Source organism: Psychrobacter sp. ANT206 (assembly GCF_056880555.1).
Genome location: NZ_CP096271.1, coordinates 198,569 through 215,235, shown reverse-complemented (window position 1 = coordinate 215,235; position 16,667 = coordinate 198,569). Strand labels below are relative to the sequence as shown.

Genomic DNA, 16,667 nt, shown 5'->3' with positions numbered 1-16,667 from the left:
CAATAGGGGTATAGCCAAGTTGGTAAGGCATCAGGTTTTGATCCTGACATCCGTTGGTTCGAGTCCAGCTACCCCTGCCATTTTTAAGCTCAAAGCATTAGATGTGTACTTATTATAAGCAGTTTATAGACAGCCGCTTATCTTATTGACATTGACAATGTTATCCCAGTTTCGGTATAGTTCGCAATGAACACCGTTAGGGAAAAGTTATGTTTTAGACGATTTTTCTGTTTATGAGATAACAAACAGGTCGTGACGCTATTCTAATAATGACTGTTAAAAAGTTGCTTTTAGATATCGACGTACACAGCCTAGACATTACAGGGGTATAGCCAAGTTGGTAAGGCATCAGGTTTTGATCCTGACATCCGTTGGTTCGAGTCCAGCTACCCCTGCCATTTTTTACTGTAATAGTAGTCATCAATCTTTTTCACCACTCTTTTCTGAATTTGAGCAGTTTGACACTGCTTAGCGGTCGCTGCTTGAGTCAATCAATAGGACTTCTGTCATGCCTTATTTGGCGATTTTTACGGGCAATGCCCACCCAGAATTAGCAAAAACCGTAGCCGATCATCTCCATATACCTCTTGGTAAAGCTGACATCACGCGTTTTTCTGATGGCGAAATTGCCGTAGAAATCAAAGAGCACGTGCGTGGTAAAGACGTGTTTATCATGCAGCCTACTTGTGCACCGACCAACGACAATTTGATGGAAATCATGATGATGGCAGACGCTTTGCGTCGCTCTAGTGCTGGTCGTATTACAGCAGTCATGCCGTATTTTGGTTATGCCCGTCAAGACCGTCGCCCTCGTTCAGCTCGTGTGCCTATCTCTGCTAAAGTCGTTGCTGACATGTTGAACATCGTTAGTATCGATCGTGTGATGACCGTTGATTTGCACTCAGATCAGATTCAAGGTTTCTTTGACATCCCAGTCGATAATATCTACGGCACGCCTGTATTGCTTAACGATCTACAAAAACAAGATTATGACAACATCATGGTTGTCTCTCCTGACGTTGGCGGCGTGGTTCGTGCACGTGCGATGGCTAAGCAGTTGGGCGATACTGACATGGCGATTATCGATAAACGTCGTGCCCGTGCCAATGAGTCGCAAGTGATGCACATTATTGGTGACGTCCGTGACCGTGATTGTGTTATCGTTGATGATATGGTCGATACGGCTGGCACGCTATGTAAAGCTGCCGAAGCGCTTAAAGCAAATGGCGCACGCCGCGTAGTGGCTTATATCACGCATCCTGTGTTATCTGGTAATGCGCTTAAGAACATCAGTGAATCAGAATTGGATGAGATTGTCGTTACTGATACGATTCCATTGTCTGATGCTGCCAAAGCTTGCAGCAAGATTCGTCAAGTGAGCATCGCGCCAATGTTGGCTGAAAGCTTACGCCGTATTAATAACGAAGAATCTATCAGCGCGATGTTTGACGCTTAATAGTTATCATAGATTGAAAAAAGCGCCAAGTTTCATTACTTGGCGCTTTTTTTGTTTAATGATTTTAATTAACAGTTTTGCGCTGTTGTTCGTATAGGTGTTTTTCATAAGGATCTTGCATAAGGGTTTTGCCCAGCTATTTTACGTAGGTCTTTCTTATTATTAGCTAATCACGTATAATGCGCGCCTGTGCTGACCGTTTTTTATGATTTAAAACAGTCGGTATTATTAAAAGTGCTGATCACGTTTAAAATAATGATTTTCTTGATAATTTTTATCATGGCAATCATTAGGTTAAGCACATGGCTAGATTTGATTATCGGCGTTTATCACGCCCGACAAATACTAGCTATCATCACGTATTAGTGGATTGGTCGCAAATCCACTTTTTTATGACCAGACACTTCATCATTTTTTTATAGGATTACATCCATGACTATTAATCATTTTGCATTAAACGCAGTTGATCGTTCTGCTGAGCTTCAAGGTAAAGGTGCGAGCCGCCGCCTACGTAAGCAGAACCTAGTTCCTGCTATCATCTATGGTGGTGGTGAGCAGCCAACAGCTATCTCTATCAAAATCAATGAGCTAGTAAAATCACTAGAATTTGAAGCGTTTTTCTCACACATCTTGACTTTGAATGTAGATGGCGAAGAGCATCAAGTAGTTATTAAAGACTTGCAACGCCATCCTGCTAAAGGTTTCCCAATGCATGCTGATTTCCAGCGCGTTGTGAAAGGTCAGAAAATCAACATGAATGTTCCTGTTCATTTTTCTGGTCGTGAAGAAGCGCCTGGTACTAAGGCTGGTGGTGTTCTATCAACACTAGTAACTGACATCGAAATCGTTTGCATACCATCACAGTTACCTGAATATCTAGAAATAGATGTGTCTGGTATGGAAATTGGCGATTTGTTCCGTCTATCAGACATCACTCTTCCTGAAGGCGTGGTTATTGCTGAGCTTGAATTAGAAGATGGTCATGACCGTACGATCGTGAACATGCAGCCACCAACGGTTGAAGAAGTTGACGAAGCTGCTGAAGTGGATGCTGCTGACGTACCTGCGACTGAGCAAGGTACTGACGAAAGCAAAGACGGCGAGTAATAAACCGGTTTTATATAGCGACTTATTGTTGTCTATATAATGTAAGGTTCGTTCAGTCAAAAAAATAGCAGGTGATGAATATCTCCTGCTGTTTTTGTAAGTAAGGTTTGAGAAATCAGACCTGACCACTCATTTATTATAGTCAAGCAGGGTGTTTTTATGGCCATAAAGCTTATAGTCGGTCTTGGTAATCCGGGTCAGGAATATATGTTTACGCGCCATAATGCAGGATTTTGGTTCGTCCTTCATTTGGCTCAGCAGTTTAATATCACTCTCGCCCCCGACAAAAAATTCCATGGAGTGACAGGACGCGGGCAGATTCATGGGCATGACGTGCGTCTATTGATGCCGCTGACTTTTATGAATAAATCAGGTCAGTCGGTCGTGCCCATGGTTAAATTTTATGGCATTGATAATGACGAGCTGTTAATCGCCCATGATGAGCTTGATATTCCCGCTGGCAGCATCAAACTCAAAACTGACGGTGGTCATGGCGGTCATAATGGTCTGCGTGACATAACCCCCCATATTGGCAACGACTTCCATCGTCTGCGTGTGGGTATTGGTCATCCGGGTCACAAGTCTAAAGTCAGTGGTCATGTGCTTTCAAAAGCTGCGCCAGATGAGCAGATTGCTATTGATAGTGCATTATCTGCTGCTTTTGACGCCCTGCCTTTGCTATTAGGCGGTGATGTCGAAAAAGCACGTTCGCAAATTAATGGTTTTAAATTACCTGAATGAATGGTGTTTCAATTATAATAGCCTTTTATTTTAGCAAGTTAATCCCCATTAACGTTTTGATTTGACTCATTTATATCCGTTACACTAAGGAAGCAATCTATGCTACTTAATATGCTCAAGTGCAAATTACATCGTGCCCGTGTTACTCATGCCGAACTTCACTATGAAGGCTCATGCGGTATCGACGGTGATTTGTTAGACCTTGCCGGTCTGCGTGAAAACGAATCTATCGACATCTATAATGTTACCAATGGCAAACGTTTTCGCACCTATGCTATTCGCGCTGAAGCGGGCTCTGGTATTATCTCCTTAAACGGTGCAGCAGCTCATATGGCAGACCTAGGCGATATCGTTATCATCTGTGCCTATGCACATTTTGATGAAGTTGAAGCGTCAACGTACCAGCCAAGACTGGTCTATTGCAATGAAGATAATACGGTTAAAGACACCGCAAATATTATTCCAGTACAAGTGGCCTAAGAAAATCATTTAAGAACTTGTTACATAAACCATGAGTAAATACATGGTCACACGGTTGCCATTTCTGTCAAAAGCCCATTAAAATACTTGTACTTATATCGAAGCTGAATCCAGATTGTGATTCAGCTTTTTTTTATGCCATTTTTATATGACATAAGCTTGCTCAAAAATCCAATATCTGTTTTTTATCTCTAACGAAGGAGTTGTCTAAATGTGGTTGGCAGTTATTGCAATATTGATTGGTCTTGCGATTCTTGTTTGGAGTGCCGATGTCTTCATTGATGCTGCAACAGCATTAGCAAAAAAGTTTAATGCGCCCAGCTTCTTAATTGGCGTTATCATATTAGGAGTAGGCACATCTGCCCCTGAGATGGTCGTGTCTGCATTGGCAGCATTGGAAGGCAGCCCTGAACTCGCATTAGGTAATGCGTATGGCTCTAATATCATCAATATTGCTTTGGTCTTGGGTGCAACGGTACTCATTAGCCCTATTATCATTCATAAAGGTGTCATCAAGCGCGATCTGCCAATACTGGTAGTCATCACTGCATTGGCAGCGTGGCAGCTTCGTGACGGGCTATTAAGCCTAACTGATGGTCTGGTACTATTGGCATCATTGGTTATTGTGTTGGGAATTCAGATCATTCTTAGTTTACGTGAAAGCAAATCAAATGATGAAGAGGCTACTACAGAAAATTTGAGCGGTACAGAGGACAACCATCCTAGCTTGATGCGCGGTTTAGGCAGTTTAGTCATTGGCTTATCAATGCTTGTAGCAAGCTCGCAAGCCATCGTCTGGGGGGCCGTTGAGCTGGCAACGTTTTGGGGATTGAGCGAGCTGATTATCGGTCTGACTATTGTTGCTATTGGAACCTCGCTGCCTGAATTGGTCGCAAGCTTATCAGCCGCACGTAAAGGTGAGCACGACATGGCACTGGGTAATATTATCGGCTCTAATATATTTAACACCTTGGGCGTCGTTGGTCTCGCAGCGCTTATAGCGCCAATCACAGTCAGCCCAATTATCTTATCACGTGATATATTGGCGATGAGTCTGGTCACGCTCTTACTGGTAGCTATGGCGGTTTTTGCCTTTATGAGTAAGCGTCCATTCGGTCGCGCTTCTGGCTCGACTTTGGTCTTATTCTTTGTCGGCTATACTTTATGGTTGATGCAAACAGCCAACATGTAAGGTTTAAAATATGTTGACAGACTATGGCAATGATAATGTGGTTTATTTTCCTTGCTTACGGTTTCTAATCACTCGCCATAGTCCTTCATTCTCTGTTTTTGGCATTTTTAAGGTAATGGTATTCGATAGCATATCTTGCACTGCGAGACCACGTGAGTTGAATAGGCAAAAAGCATAATTAAAAACAAAGCCCAGAAAGACACTGGTCAATAAAATAGCACGCGAGCCACCGATGACACTACCAATGAGACCAAATATAAGTGGCATGATACTGGCTGCTAGAACACGCTTAAAGGATTGACCCCACGTGAGCAGATGACCGTTGTTATTAACGGTTTTAAGCCGCCAAGTCTGCATACCCAATGTCTGCCCACCGCGACGCCAGAACATCCCATAGAACCCTACCAACGTCAGGATAAAAGAGGGTGTCATAATAACGTTTTGATACCATGTTGGCAGTGATTGAGCTTGTGACGACTCGCTACCTGTCTCCATCGTCAACAAGGTGCCAATCACCGTCAGCACCGTCCCTACCAAAAATAATAATGCTAAAATCAGCATACCATCATAAAGAATCGCTGCCATGCGGGTGCTGGGTTTAGCAATCGCTAGCTCTTCAACCTCAGAGGTATGAGGTGCAGATTTTTTGGCTTTAGCAGCGGATTTAGACGGGCGTTTAGATAAACTCTTTGACATGGTACCAGCTCATAGCAAGCAATGAATAATAGCGCTATTGTACCGTAATTCAGGCACTTATCGTACACTATACTCAGGATAGTCGATTGGATATGAAGAAATCGCAGACGTAAAAAAACCGCCAAATTGTCATAAGACAGGCGATTGATTTAGTAAATAAGCGATGATGTAAAATGGTGCGCTTGGAGAGATTCGAACTCCCGACCCCTTAGTTCGTAGCCAAGTGCTCTATCCAACTGAGCTACAAGCGCGTACTTTACACATCATTTACTGCTTTGTTAATAACAATTACAGTAAATTAGGTTGGTCATTATATAGATAATTTCGCTTGTGTCAATATCTTTTTTTATTAAAATCAAATTAATTTTTGTTTTAACAAAACAGAAGATAATTAACGCTGTTTTCGCTTGATTACTCTAATAACAACGAATAAATGGCGGTGAAGGAGGGATTCGAACCCTCGATACGCTTACACGTATGGTTCCTTAGCAGGGAACTGGTTTCAGCCACTCACCCACTTCACCTAACGATTTAAGACACTTATCAAAGTATTTTTAATAAAAACACCTCTTTAAACATAGTACTGATGCTAACAATACGTCTTATGCCGTGGGCGAGTATTATAGCAAAGCCAAAACGAATTGCAAGCATTGTCTGTCCTTTTAATCATGCTTTTTGCATAATTATCGATTTATCGGTCTTTATGGCTTTTTTGACAGTAGATGGCTATAGTATTTACCACTTATTATAAAAGATATCAAAGGATGTGTTATGCGACCAGTCGTATTGTGCTTTTCAGGCTTAGACCCCTCAGGTGGTGCTGGATTACAAGCGGATATAGAAGCCATCGGTCAAGCAGGCGCTCATGCTGCTATCGCTTGTACGGCTATTACCATACAAAACTCGCAACAGGTATTTGGCTTTGATGCGTGCGCGGCAAATTTAGTTAAAGATCAAGCCAGCGCTGTACTTAATGACTTGTCTGTCAGTGTCATTAAGTCAGGTATGCTTGGTACGACTGATAATATCACTATGCTCACCCAGTTATTTGCTGACGCGATTATTGTTAAGGGTACTCCTTTTGTATTGGACCCAGTATTGGTCGCCAACAGTGGTGGTAGCTTAGGCGATGAGCAGACGCTAGTCGCCGCCTTTAGACAGCTGCTACCCTATGCCACCTTAATTACCCCTAACACTCATGAGCTGCGCGCCTTGAGTGCTGAACAAGACTTACATATAGGTGCTCAGAAGTTATGTGCACAAGGCACTCATGCAGTACTGGTCAAAACCTCACACGACTTCGATAGCGGTGATATTGAGCAGTATTTATACATAAAAGGCGAGATGGTACATAAAAGTATCTTACCACGCCTAAAAGGCGAATTTCACGGCTCTGGCTGTTCACTAGCGAGCTTTATCGCTGGGCGCTTAGCGATGGGTGATGCGCTTATCGAGGCGGTAAAAACGGCGGATAGCTGGATTACCAAAACGCTGCGTGCCGCTGATGCACCGCACCCTGAGGATGCTAAAGCGCAATTGATACCCAACCGCTTTATGCGCTTTTAGCACTTAGTATTTATCATATAATTTTATCTAAATAACGAACATAAAAAAGGCACTCTATCTTGTATAGAGCGCCTTTTTTATTTGAAATTTTATTATCTCGAAAACCTTTTTAACTTAACTGGCTTAACCTAACATCGGCATAAAGCTTGATGCCAAACCACCGATAAAGATTTCGAGTAGGTAAAAGGCAAAAAAGGCAATCATCGGTGATAGGTCAATCATGCCTAAGTTTGGCGTAATACGACGAAACGGTGCCAAAATAGGTTCTGCTAAATTAACAATAATACCAATAAGCGGATGCTGAGACTGTGTAAAAACCACAATCCAGCTAACGATGATAGAACCAATCACCAAGTAGCGGCACATGCGTAAAAAGTCTAAAACCAAGCTGATAGTACCAGTAAAAAACAATGGGACTGGCGCAATACCCTTATGTGTTAATGCTGCTTTTCCTGCGATATCAATCAGACGAATCAAAAACATCAGGACGATGGCAGCGATACTAATACGACCTTGTGCAACGGTTGGAAAAATACGTCCAAAGACATCGACGATATGGGTCGCTTTATAGGCAGGCGCAATCATAGGATTGCTGGCATCCATCCCTGCAAACTGCAGCATAAAACGAATAAACACCAACATCATGGCGAAGGTAGTGACCAAATCAAAAATTTGCAATAACATGTTGTTCATGAAGCGCTACTCAATGTGACATTATTAACAGGTTTGAGGATGACGAATGTCATTATCAGGCATTTATTATAACCAGTCAGAGGCCGCATTTTATAAAATACTACCTCTATTATAAAGATGATTATTTGCTCATCTCTTCACTCAAGTCTTGGCTGCGATCATAGCACGCTTGCATGGCTTCACCAATTTGACGACCAATGTCATTGGCTTGCATTGATTCAATCGCAGCTTGGGTTGTGCCGTTTGGTGAGGTCACTTTACGACGTAGCTCGCTTGGCGCATCTTCGCTACCCATTGCCATTTTTGCCGCGCCCAACATGGTTTGCATAGCAAGCGCGGAGGCCTGCTCTTTATCCAATCCTAGAGCCACTGCCCCATCAACCATAGCTTCAATAAAGTAAAACATATACGCTGGCGCTGACCCTGATACAGCAGTTACCGCATGCATGTGTTCTTCATTATCGACCCACATGACCAATCCTGATGCTTCCATGACCGCCGTTGCCAATTGCTTCTGTTCAGCAGAAATATCATCAGTACCGTACAGACCCGTTGCGCCCATTTGAATCATTGCAGGTGTATTTGGCATCGCGCGGACGATATTGTCATACCCACCCAACATGTCAGATAAAAGCTCAGTCGACAAACCTGCTGCCACTGAAATCACCAGCTGCTTGTCTAAGATATCCGAAAAGCTACTGACTACCGCTTTCATCACTTGCGGTTTGACCGCCAGCACCACAATGTCAGCATCGATAACGGCAGCTTTTGCATCAGCAGTTGGATCAACCGTGTTCAATCCTTTAGCAGCCAATTGCTCACGCGCCTCGCTACTCGGATCAGCAACGGTAATCAGACTCGGTTTGACACCGCAGCTAACAAGCCCGCTAATCAAAGCCTGCGCCATATTTCCGCCACCGATAAAGCTGATTTTCTTATTATCTAATACTGACATACATGTCTCCTATTCAAAAAACCAAAGGTATTCAAACTAACATAATGATAGGTAAAATGACACTCAGTTTACCATACTGCTACTGGCGCTGTTCGGGAAATTCAAACGCTAACTAATAGTACTACTAGTACTACCGTTTAATTGAGATACTAAATTAACATCGAATATCACACAGCTTACCTGTTAGATTAAAAAGTCGTTTAGGTAGAGTGGTACAGGGGAAAAACATGTTTTGCATTCGTAAAGCTCATTCAAAAGATTTTGCGGATATTGCTCATATCCATTGCAAAAGTTGGCATGACGCCTACTTGAATCTGCTACCTAAGTCTTATATCAACAATAAAAACAACCTTAGTGAAAAAACAAAAATGTGGCAGGAATTGATTAATCATCCTGATGTCATTATTTGGATAGCCTATGATGCTAATCATAAGAGTTTAGGATTTATTGGGTATTTTACTAAAAATAATAGCTATGAAATTACAACTCTCTATGTTTTATCAGAATATCATGGGCGAGGTATAGGCACCGAATTGATGAAAAGGTCATTACAAGCCATATTGAGTTTTAATATCAATGCAAATTTTTATTTATGGGTATTAGAGAATAACGCGCCTGCCATTCATTTCTATAAGAAATTCGGCTTTGTCTGTAATGGTGAAAAAAGTGAAGAAGATTATAAAGATACACAAATAGTAGATATCAAAATGATCAAAAAAATGAAGATCTACCCTACTCAAGGCTTTGAGTAACAAACATCAAAACGAGCTAGGTACGGTTAAACAGCTGCTAATAGCACTTTCTATACTATAAGAATTATTTACAGTATTAGTTAACCGCTTAGCACCATCCAACACCCAGTTTTCAAGAGGTGATAATAATAAAATAGGTTGTTCTATCGGGCAATCGTTCTCTAAAAGCTCGGTTTCACTACTTTCTTTATTTATCAAAGTCACGCTAACGACTACCAAACTCTCACGCATCCATGATGGAATACCTAAGGTTTGATAGAGCTTTTTGCCCGATTGTGGACGCGACGCCAATGCGGTTTGGATACGCGTGCTGCGATGTAATGGCGCAAAAGTGATCGCAACCTTATCTTTATCGCTTTCTAATAGTCGCATTACTTCATTTGGCAGAATCTGTAATTGCCAAGTGAATTTATCATCATTGCGTAAATTAATTGGAACGGGTTGTCTTCCAGTTGCATGAAAATCTGCCCCAATAAGATTAGACTCAGTATTAATCAACAAGCTCTGCGTCTGTTCGGCAAGCGGCAACTCTAACCATTTGAGCCAGTCGCTACTTAGACGATAAAGCTGCTGACGATAACGGCGAATAGTATATGACTGTTCGCGTCCTTGCCAAAACAATTCCGTTTGATGGTCATGGTCATCACGTTGGCTTAGGCTCAATACGTTATCGACAAGCTGCTTAGCAGGCGGTAATGGCTCATCTTGACCAAGCCAATAATGCAATAGTTGTCGTTGGCGATAAAGTGGTAGCTTTTGTAGTTCATCTATATTTAGCACACGCTGCGCAGATGATAGCTGTAATGATGCTACCTCTGTCCACTGTAAATCTTTTGCCGTTTGTGCATTAACGGTGAATTGCGCATCGCTTAGTAGCTGCGCGCTACGCGCTATGTTATCAATAACGTTAGGATTGTATTTCGCTAATACTGGCATGATGTCACGGCGCAGTCCACTACGGACGTTATCACCGCCGTCATTGGTGGGATCATCAATATAAGACAGCTTTAAATTCTGAGCATAGGCGCTAATACTAGCACGTTGTATGGTCAGCCAAGGTCGCCATAATACAATACGATGCATGCCTTTTGTTTGTACACGCCACGGCTGCATACCCGACAGACCATTTACTCCTGCGCCCTGAATCAATCGCATCAACACAGTTTCAGCTTGGTCATCAGCATGATGGGCTAATAGTAATACATCATCTTGATTGAGTTGCGCACGCATCACATCATAACGTGCTTGCCGTGCGGCTTGCTCATCACGTCCATTTACGTGTGCTTGCAAAATAGTGCATGGTATCTTTTGAGCCTTTGCCCAGTTAGCAACGTGCGCAGCCCAAATAGCGCTATCCGCTTGCAAGCCATGGTTGACATGCAATAGTTGCGGTAAAAATGGCAGTCGACCTTGCTGATAGAGTTGCACACATAGCGCTGCCAGTGCCAATGAATCACGCCCACCACTACAGGCCAGCCAAATTCGCCGACCCTGTAGCTGCTCGCCATACTCAGCCATACTGGTCAATAATGCCTTTGCCAAATTATCGTCAATCGGCAGTTCAGCTATTGGCTCAATAGGATATGGTAGGATTGCACTGCTGCTCATCATTGACCTTATCTCATTAGTTAGTATATGAATTAATTGACACAAAAAAACGCGCCATAACATGACACGTTTTTATTTTAACATTAAGTGTAAGCCTCTAGTGCTAAAAGCTGATTGTCAACTATTTAGACACAGGACATACTAGCGATAGAACATACTAGCAAGGCAACATGACTTCTGAGTTAAACGATTTGAATTTCTCATAACGTAGCTCACAACGCGTATGGGTATCTAAATCTTTCAGCTCGTCCAGTTGCTCAACCAATAAAGCTTTTAATGCCGTCATTACTGGCTGTGGCTGAATATGGGCACCTTCACCTTCGTCGATGACCGCATCAATCAAGCCCATTTGATACAGATTGATAGCATTTAACTTTAAGGCTTCACTGGCATCTTGCGCTTTTTCGGCAGTTTTCCATAGAATAGAAGCGCAGCCTTCAGGAGAGATAACGGAGTAAATACTATTTTGTAGCATATTTACCTTATCGCCAACACCGATCGCCAATGCGCCACCTGAGCCGCCTTCACCAATAATGGTGACGATGATAGGCACTTTTAAACTAGAAAACACAGCAATGCTTTCAGCAATGGCTTGTGCTTGTCCACGTTCTTCTGCGCCAATGCCCGGATAAGCTCCTTGAGTATCGACAAAGGTCATAACCGGAATATTAAAGCGCTCAGCCATTTTGACCAAACGAATGATTTTTCGATAGCCCTCAGGGTTTGCCATACCAAAGTTATGCTCAATACGCTCACGTGTGCTGCGACCACGGTGTTGACCAACAACCATCACCGGCATACCGTTTAGGCGCGCAAGTCCACCCAGGATTGCCTTGTCATCAGCAAAAGCGCGGTCGCCGTGCAACTCATCAAATTCGGTAAACAGCTGATTTACATAGTCCATAAACAATGGACGTTTGGCATGCCGTGCAAGCTGAACGCTATCCCAGACGGTACTCATAGACGCTTCCCTTTCTTAGTTATACTTAATAGAGTTATGTTCAATATGGTTAGATTTAATACTGGCATCGTTATCGGTTTTAGGATAATGAAAGTACAGTTGTAAACTCAATAAAAACTATAATAGCACATCTTATATGCCATAACATTACCGACAACACCGCTTTTGTTATGTTATTTCTAACCGCATTAATCAAGTAATCTATTAACAGTCTTAGCTGATAAAAAAATTAAACCTCAATGACGCTTAGTTTGACGCCCCATTTGGCAAATTGTTCTATTTCAGTCTGCAAATCAGATAATAAGAAAGCGTAGTGCTCGCTGCTATCACCAACCATGATTTGCCAATGATTGTCATCATCTACTTTTAATTCTAATGTTGGTAATTCATAATCACTGCGACTGTGATGTGCCAGTACTGCCAAACGTAACAGCAAGCACAGATAAACGAGCTGATCACCGCCGATAGTACACGTCTGCTCTAACATATCTGCTTTGAGCTTACGACGATGATTCAACATCAGCTGTGCCATACGTTTTTGGTCGACTTGTGAAAACCCTGGAATATCAGAATGTTCCATCAAATACGCACTGTGTTTATGATAGCTACTATGAGCAATCGCCAGTCCTATCTCATGTAAAAATGCAGCTCGCCTGAGTAGATCGCCATCTTCCGTACTGAGTCCAAGTTTAGTTTGCACTTGCCCAAAAAGGTGGCGACTGGTTTTGACTACTTGCTTAGCCTGCTTTTTATCGCCTGAATAGCGCTTAATCAGTGCCAATACACTGCGGTCACGTACGTCTTCACTGGCAAATCGTCCAAGCATATCGTACATGACACCTTCGCGTAGCGCGCCATCTGAGTAAGTAATAGCATCTACGCCCAACACCTTCATGACTGCTCGTAATACCGCAACGCCTGCTGGAAATACGGCTTTACGGTGCTCTTTGACGCCTTCTAAATCAATGTCATCAACGTTGCCAATTTTAAGCAATAATCTTTCTAACTTTTTAACACCTTTATAAGTGATACGCTCCTGCTCGTCTGCCCAACCTTTTGAAACAAGGACGTTACGTACCGCTTTAATCGTACCACTCGATCCAATGGCGCTGCTCCAGCCTACTTTTTGGTAGCGCCCATTGATCGCCAGTACTTCTTTGCGCGCAGCCGATATGGCGTTGTTAAAGGCCTCTTTGGTAATTTGCCCATCAGCAAAATACTTCTGCGTAAAGGCAACACAGCCCATCTGTAAGCTCTCGGTCAATAATGGATCAAACTCTTGGCCAATAATAAACTCTGTTGAGCCGCCACCAATATCGATAACCAGACGCTTGTCACTACTGGCATTGGTATGCGAGACTCCTAAATAAATCAAACGCGCTTCTTCTCGTCCCGCGATAATCTCAATAGGCTTGGGTAAGATTTTATTGGCACGGCTGATAAAATGATTGGCATTTTTGGCTTGGCGTAAGGCGTTGGTCGCAACAATACGAATACGCTCAGGAGGCACCGAATCTAGACGCGCCACAAAGCGGCTGAGACAGTCTAAACCACGCTGCTCCGCTGCTGCACCCAAAATATTATGCTCATCCAGTCCTGCAGCTAACTGAACTTTTTCAGACATAGACACCACTTTTCGCACTTCACCATGATCGAGGCGAGCAATGGCTAAATGAAAACTATTGGAGCCAATATCAATGGCTGCCATCAGTTCATCTTCTGCGAGTGGTGGATTTTTTAGGTTGTCTTTGGGCATAAGGAAGGTCGTTACCATGTCAGATCAAAAGATAATTAAAAGGGTTTAGGCTTTTAAAATAGAAAGTACGTTGGATTAAAGTAAGGACTACCATATATAAAAAAGATAATAGTCACATAAATGATGGCAAGTTTTGCCATTAAAACATTTATGCCAAACGCTGGCAAGTAAGCGAAGACAACCGCTAAACAGCGGCTAAAAACAGGATAGGTACTTTGTGAAGCAAAAAATATCTTCTGCCCTTAGCCATTATTTGTTCAATATTGGCTTGCTACCACCACTATTGTCTATATTATAATAGAGAACAAGTACTTACCTATGAGCTTTATGGTATCAAGCTATTTCATTCTACTGACAAGACTCATTACGGATAGATGAGACATAACCTACAAGGAAGCCAAATCGATGAATAACACCCCTACGCAAACGTCACAAACTAAAGAAATTACTGCCGAAAAAGACAGCCGGAACAATCTAATAAAAATGGATAGCTCAGACAAACCGTCATTTTATGACTTTTATCTTGATGAGCATCAAAATATGGCTTGCCGTAGATTGCATTTTGCAGGCAGTAGCTTTGGGTTAATTGGACTGGCAAAATCTGTTAAGAATCGCTCAGCAAAACCCTTACTTAAAGGTATTGCCGCAGGATACGCTTGCGCTTGGGTCGGACATTTTTTCTTTGAAAAGAATAAACCCGCCTCTTTTAAATTTCCTTTAAAAAGCTTTGCTAGTGATTTTCGTATGTATGCGGATGTGCTGCGAGGTAATTTGAGTCTGAGAGACCGTAAGTTTGATAAAGTGCGATAAATACAACTGCCTTTATTATTCATAAAAAAACCAGCACAGTAATCTTGTCACTATGCTGGTTTTTTCAGACGCCTAAAACTGCTGTGTTACGCTTTTGCCATTTCTGCAAATATTTCATCAGCGGCTTTAATAGTCGCCTCAATATCTTCGTTACTATGCTTGATAGACATAAAGCCTGCTTCATAAGCAGACGGTGCCAGATAAATACCACGATCAAGCATACCGTGGAAGAAGGTATTAAATAACTCCATATCACACTCAGTCACTTCATCAAAGTTTTGAGGTACAGTCGTCGCACTGTCTTTGACAAAGAACATTCCAAACATACCGCCCAATTTATTGGTGCGCATATTGATGCCATGCTTGTCAGCAGCCGCTTGGAAGCCATCAACCAAATGATCTACTTTCGCTGATAGCTCGTCATAGAAACCGTCTGCCGTTAAGTCTTCAAACATCGCAATACCAGCACGCATCGCTAGTGGGTTGCCTGATAACGTGCCCGCTTGATAGACACCGCCAAGTGGCGCGATGCAAGACATGACTTCTTTTTTGCCACCAAAAGCACCAACTGGCAATCCTGCACCGATGATTTTACCAAAGCAAGTCAAATCAGGGTCGATACCGAAGTGCGCTTGCGCACCGCCAAGTCCAACACGAAAGCCCGTCATCACTTCATCAAAAATCAATACTGCGCCATTTACAGTACACTGCTCGCGCAACGTATCATGGAACTCTTGGCTTGGAATCACCATGTTCATGTTACCAGCGATAGGCTCTAAGATAACGCAGGCAATCTCTTCACCCCATTTCTCAAAACAGTCTTTAATCGCTTGCGGATTGTTATATGGAATCGTAATAGTATGCTTGGCAAAATCTGCTGGTACACCTTTTGATGTTGGCTCACCAATATCCAGCATGCCTGAGCCTGCTTTTACTAGTAGGCTGTCTGAATGACCATGGTAGCAGCCTTCAAACTTGACGATTTTGTCACGCTGAGTATAACCACGTGCCAAACGAATCGCACTCATCGTCGCTTCCGTGCCTGAGCTGGTCATACGAATCATCTCAACACTCGGGACGATTTCGCAAATTTTATCGGCAACGGTGGTCTCAAATGGCGTTGGCGTACCAAAGCTCAAACCATCATCAGCCGCTTTTTTGACCGCATCAATAACTTTTGGATGGGCATGACCCAAAATCATTGGACCCCAAGAGCCAACATAATCAATATAAGCATTGTCTTCGGTATCATAGATTTTGCTACCATTGGCACGGTGCATAAAGATTGGCGTGCCACCGACACCAGCAAAAGCTCGGACAGGCGAATTTACACCGCCAGGGATATGCTTACGTGCTTGCGCGAATAGTTGTTCATTTTTAGTGCTCATAGTTATTCTCTACTTAATCGTTTTTTATTTAGTGATTTTATAATTAGGGATTGTCTATTCAGTAATTTGTATTATTTTTTTCACAATAAGTGTGTGGCTTAAGCTTTTTTAACTACCGATGATTTAAGTTTCATCGGACCATAGCCATCAAGCTTACAATCAATATCATGACCATCGGTCGCATCTGGCAATAGACGAATACTTTTTGCTTTTGTTCCTACTTTGATAACGGTTGAAGAGCCTTTGACTTTCAAATCTTTAATCACGGTCACGGCATCGCCGTCTTGCAGCTCATTACCAACGGCATCGCGAATGACCGCGTCTTGATCTTCAGATTGTGCTACATCGGTTTCTGCCACTGTCCATTCATGAGCACACATCGGGCATACCAGCAGCGCGCCATCTTCATACGTATATTCAGCATCACATTTCGGACAATTTGGTAAGCTCATAATTCCCTCGGCAGCCATCATATATTAGGTTTATTCCAGAGCTCACATTGTACC

At 42.6% G+C, this 16,667-nt stretch carries 16 protein-coding genes and 4 tRNA genes; 10 read left to right on the top strand and 10 right to left on the bottom strand.

Features of this window, described 5'->3' with window-relative positions; translation table 11 throughout:
* The first annotated feature begins 4 nt into the window (after window positions 1–4).
* The 7 genes from M0221_RS00940 (at window position 5) to M0221_RS00910 (ending at window position 4,976) form a co-directional block, all read left to right on the top strand.
* Window positions 5–80: transfer RNA gene (locus M0221_RS00940), tRNA-Gln, on the top strand.
* A gap of 242 nt (window positions 81–322) precedes the next feature.
* Window positions 323–398, top strand: a tRNA-Gln gene (locus tag M0221_RS00935).
* Between the two features lie 110 nt (window positions 399–508).
* Window positions 509–1,456: a ribose-phosphate pyrophosphokinase gene (locus tag M0221_RS00930; RefSeq protein ID WP_011512558.1), complete on the top strand. Its 948-nt coding sequence runs from the start codon at window positions 509–511 to the stop codon at window positions 1,454–1,456.
* A gap of 432 nt (window positions 1,457–1,888) precedes the next feature.
* A complete protein-coding gene (locus M0221_RS00925) occupies window positions 1,889–2,563 on the top strand; it encodes a 50S ribosomal protein L25/general stress protein Ctc (protein WP_011512557.1) in 675 nt (224 codons plus the stop codon).
* Between the two features lie 159 nt (window positions 2,564–2,722).
* Complete coding sequence (gene pth / locus M0221_RS00920; RefSeq protein ID WP_011512556.1) at window positions 2,723–3,304, top strand: aminoacyl-tRNA hydrolase; 582 nt, start codon at window positions 2,723–2,725, stop codon at window positions 3,302–3,304.
* Window positions 3,305–3,403: 99 nt separating this feature from the next.
* Window positions 3,404–3,784 (top strand): aspartate 1-decarboxylase, encoded by a 381-nt coding sequence (gene panD / locus M0221_RS00915; protein ID WP_011279481.1) that lies wholly within the window; start codon window positions 3,404–3,406, stop codon window positions 3,782–3,784.
* A gap of 211 nt (window positions 3,785–3,995) precedes the next feature.
* Complete coding sequence (locus tag M0221_RS00910; RefSeq protein ID WP_020442551.1) at window positions 3,996–4,976, top strand: calcium/sodium antiporter; 981 nt, start codon at window positions 3,996–3,998, stop codon at window positions 4,974–4,976.
* A gap of 42 nt (window positions 4,977–5,018) precedes the next feature.
* Here M0221_RS00910 and M0221_RS00905 read toward each other — a convergent pair whose 3' ends face one another.
* The 3 genes from M0221_RS00905 to M0221_RS00895 form a co-directional block, all read right to left on the bottom strand.
* Window positions 5,019–5,672 carry an RDD family protein gene (locus M0221_RS00905; RefSeq protein ID WP_483284077.1) on the bottom strand — a complete coding sequence of 218 codons (654 nt, stop codon included), beginning with the start codon at window positions 5,670–5,672 and terminating at the stop codon, window positions 5,019–5,021.
* 174 nt (window positions 5,673–5,846) lie between these two features.
* Window positions 5,847–5,923, bottom strand: a tRNA-Arg gene (locus tag M0221_RS00900).
* 183 nt (window positions 5,924–6,106) lie between these two features.
* Window positions 6,107–6,196 (bottom strand) — tRNA-Ser (locus M0221_RS00895).
* 247 nt (window positions 6,197–6,443) lie between these two features.
* Here M0221_RS00895 and M0221_RS00890 point away from each other — a divergent pair.
* On the top strand, window positions 6,444–7,238 hold the full coding sequence (locus M0221_RS00890; protein ID WP_483284076.1) for a hydroxymethylpyrimidine/phosphomethylpyrimidine kinase: 795 nt from the start codon (window positions 6,444–6,446) through the stop codon (window positions 7,236–7,238).
* Window positions 7,239–7,361: 123 nt separating this feature from the next.
* Here the strand turns inward: M0221_RS00890 and M0221_RS00885 are convergent, their stop codons facing one another.
* On the bottom strand, window positions 7,362–7,931 hold the full coding sequence (locus M0221_RS00885) for a YggT family protein (protein WP_011512552.1): 570 nt from the start codon (window positions 7,929–7,931) through the stop codon (window positions 7,362–7,364).
* 121 nt (window positions 7,932–8,052) lie between these two features.
* The gene (gene proC / locus M0221_RS00880; RefSeq protein WP_483284075.1) at window positions 8,053–8,886 is read right to left on the bottom strand and encodes a pyrroline-5-carboxylate reductase; all 834 of its coding nucleotides are present in this window, start codon (window positions 8,884–8,886) and stop codon (window positions 8,053–8,055) included.
* Window positions 8,887–9,113: 227 nt separating this feature from the next.
* Here proC and M0221_RS00875 point away from each other — a divergent pair, with 227 nt between their 5' ends.
* A complete protein-coding gene (locus M0221_RS00875; protein ID WP_020442546.1) occupies window positions 9,114–9,638 on the top strand; it encodes a GNAT family N-acetyltransferase in 525 nt (174 codons plus the stop codon).
* Window positions 9,639–9,644: 6 nt separating this feature from the next.
* On the opposite strand, the gene tilS is transcribed toward M0221_RS00875, so the two are convergent.
* The 3 genes from tilS to ppx all read right to left on the bottom strand — a co-directional run bounded on the left by tilS (window position 9,645) and on the right by ppx (window position 13,963).
* Window positions 9,645–11,246 carry a tRNA lysidine(34) synthetase TilS gene (gene tilS, locus M0221_RS00870; RefSeq protein ID WP_483284074.1) on the bottom strand — a complete coding sequence of 534 codons (1,602 nt, stop codon included), beginning with the start codon at window positions 11,244–11,246 and terminating at the stop codon, window positions 9,645–9,647.
* A gap of 157 nt (window positions 11,247–11,403) precedes the next feature.
* Complete coding sequence (locus M0221_RS00865) at window positions 11,404–12,207, bottom strand: acetyl-CoA carboxylase carboxyltransferase subunit alpha (protein ID WP_011512548.1); 804 nt, start codon at window positions 12,205–12,207, stop codon at window positions 11,404–11,406.
* Window positions 12,208–12,436: 229 nt separating this feature from the next.
* On the bottom strand, window positions 12,437–13,963 hold the full coding sequence (gene ppx, locus M0221_RS00860; protein ID WP_020442544.1) for an exopolyphosphatase: 1,527 nt from the start codon (window positions 13,961–13,963) through the stop codon (window positions 12,437–12,439).
* A 405-nt stretch (window positions 13,964–14,368) separates the two neighbouring features.
* Here ppx and M0221_RS00855 point away from each other — a divergent pair, with 405 nt between their 5' ends.
* Window positions 14,369–14,773 carry an Mpo1-like protein gene (locus tag M0221_RS00855; RefSeq protein WP_020442543.1) on the top strand — a complete coding sequence of 135 codons (405 nt, stop codon included), beginning with the start codon at window positions 14,369–14,371 and terminating at the stop codon, window positions 14,771–14,773.
* An 86-nt stretch (window positions 14,774–14,859) separates the two neighbouring features.
* On the opposite strand, the gene hemL is transcribed toward M0221_RS00855, so the two are convergent.
* Together hemL and M0221_RS00845 are read right to left on the bottom strand one after the other, a co-directional pair.
* On the bottom strand, window positions 14,860–16,161 hold the full coding sequence (gene hemL / locus M0221_RS00850) for a glutamate-1-semialdehyde 2,1-aminomutase (protein WP_020442542.1): 1,302 nt from the start codon (window positions 16,159–16,161) through the stop codon (window positions 14,860–14,862).
* Between the two features lie 98 nt (window positions 16,162–16,259).
* The gene (locus M0221_RS00845; RefSeq protein ID WP_011512544.1) at window positions 16,260–16,613 is read right to left on the bottom strand and encodes a zinc ribbon domain-containing protein YjdM; all 354 of its coding nucleotides are present in this window, start codon (window positions 16,611–16,613) and stop codon (window positions 16,260–16,262) included.
* Window positions 16,614–16,667: the final 54 nt, after the last annotated feature.

What these genes read in the sequence shown, in the direction of transcription:
- ppx (WP_020442544.1), bottom strand. Translation starts at nt 13,963, where the DNA reads ATGCCCAAAGACAACCTAAAAAATCCACCACTCGCAGAAGATGAACTG.
- M0221_RS00890 (WP_483284076.1), top strand. Translation starts at nt 6,444, where the DNA reads ATGCGACCAGTCGTATTGTGCTTTTCAGGCTTAGACCCCTCAGGTGGT.
- M0221_RS00910 (WP_020442551.1), top strand. Translation starts at nt 3,996, where the DNA reads ATGTGGTTGGCAGTTATTGCAATATTGATTGGTCTTGCGATTCTTGTT.
- M0221_RS00925 (WP_011512557.1), top strand. Translation starts at nt 1,889, where the DNA reads ATGACTATTAATCATTTTGCATTAAACGCAGTTGATCGTTCTGCTGAG.
- pth (WP_011512556.1), top strand. Translation starts at nt 2,723, where the DNA reads ATGGCCATAAAGCTTATAGTCGGTCTTGGTAATCCGGGTCAGGAATAT.
- M0221_RS00875 (WP_020442546.1), top strand. Translation starts at nt 9,114, where the DNA reads ATGTTTTGCATTCGTAAAGCTCATTCAAAAGATTTTGCGGATATTGCT.
- M0221_RS00845 (WP_011512544.1), bottom strand. Translation starts at nt 16,613, where the DNA reads ATGAGCTTACCAAATTGTCCGAAATGTGATGCTGAATATACGTATGAA.
- panD (WP_011279481.1), top strand. Translation starts at nt 3,404, where the DNA reads ATGCTACTTAATATGCTCAAGTGCAAATTACATCGTGCCCGTGTTACT.
- tilS (WP_483284074.1), bottom strand. Translation starts at nt 11,246, where the DNA reads ATGAGCAGCAGTGCAATCCTACCATATCCTATTGAGCCAATAGCTGAA.
- M0221_RS00855 (WP_020442543.1), top strand. Translation starts at nt 14,369, where the DNA reads ATGAATAACACCCCTACGCAAACGTCACAAACTAAAGAAATTACTGCC.
- M0221_RS00885 (WP_011512552.1), bottom strand. Translation starts at nt 7,931, where the DNA reads ATGAACAACATGTTATTGCAAATTTTTGATTTGGTCACTACCTTCGCC.
- M0221_RS00905 (WP_483284077.1), bottom strand. Translation starts at nt 5,672, where the DNA reads ATGTCAAAGAGTTTATCTAAACGCCCGTCTAAATCCGCTGCTAAAGCC.
- M0221_RS00865 (WP_011512548.1), bottom strand. Translation starts at nt 12,207, where the DNA reads ATGAGTACCGTCTGGGATAGCGTTCAGCTTGCACGGCATGCCAAACGT.
- proC (WP_483284075.1), bottom strand. Translation starts at nt 8,886, where the DNA reads ATGTCAGTATTAGATAATAAGAAAATCAGCTTTATCGGTGGCGGAAAT.
- M0221_RS00930 (WP_011512558.1), top strand. Translation starts at nt 509, where the DNA reads ATGCCTTATTTGGCGATTTTTACGGGCAATGCCCACCCAGAATTAGCA.
- hemL (WP_020442542.1), bottom strand. Translation starts at nt 16,161, where the DNA reads ATGAGCACTAAAAATGAACAACTATTCGCGCAAGCACGTAAGCATATC.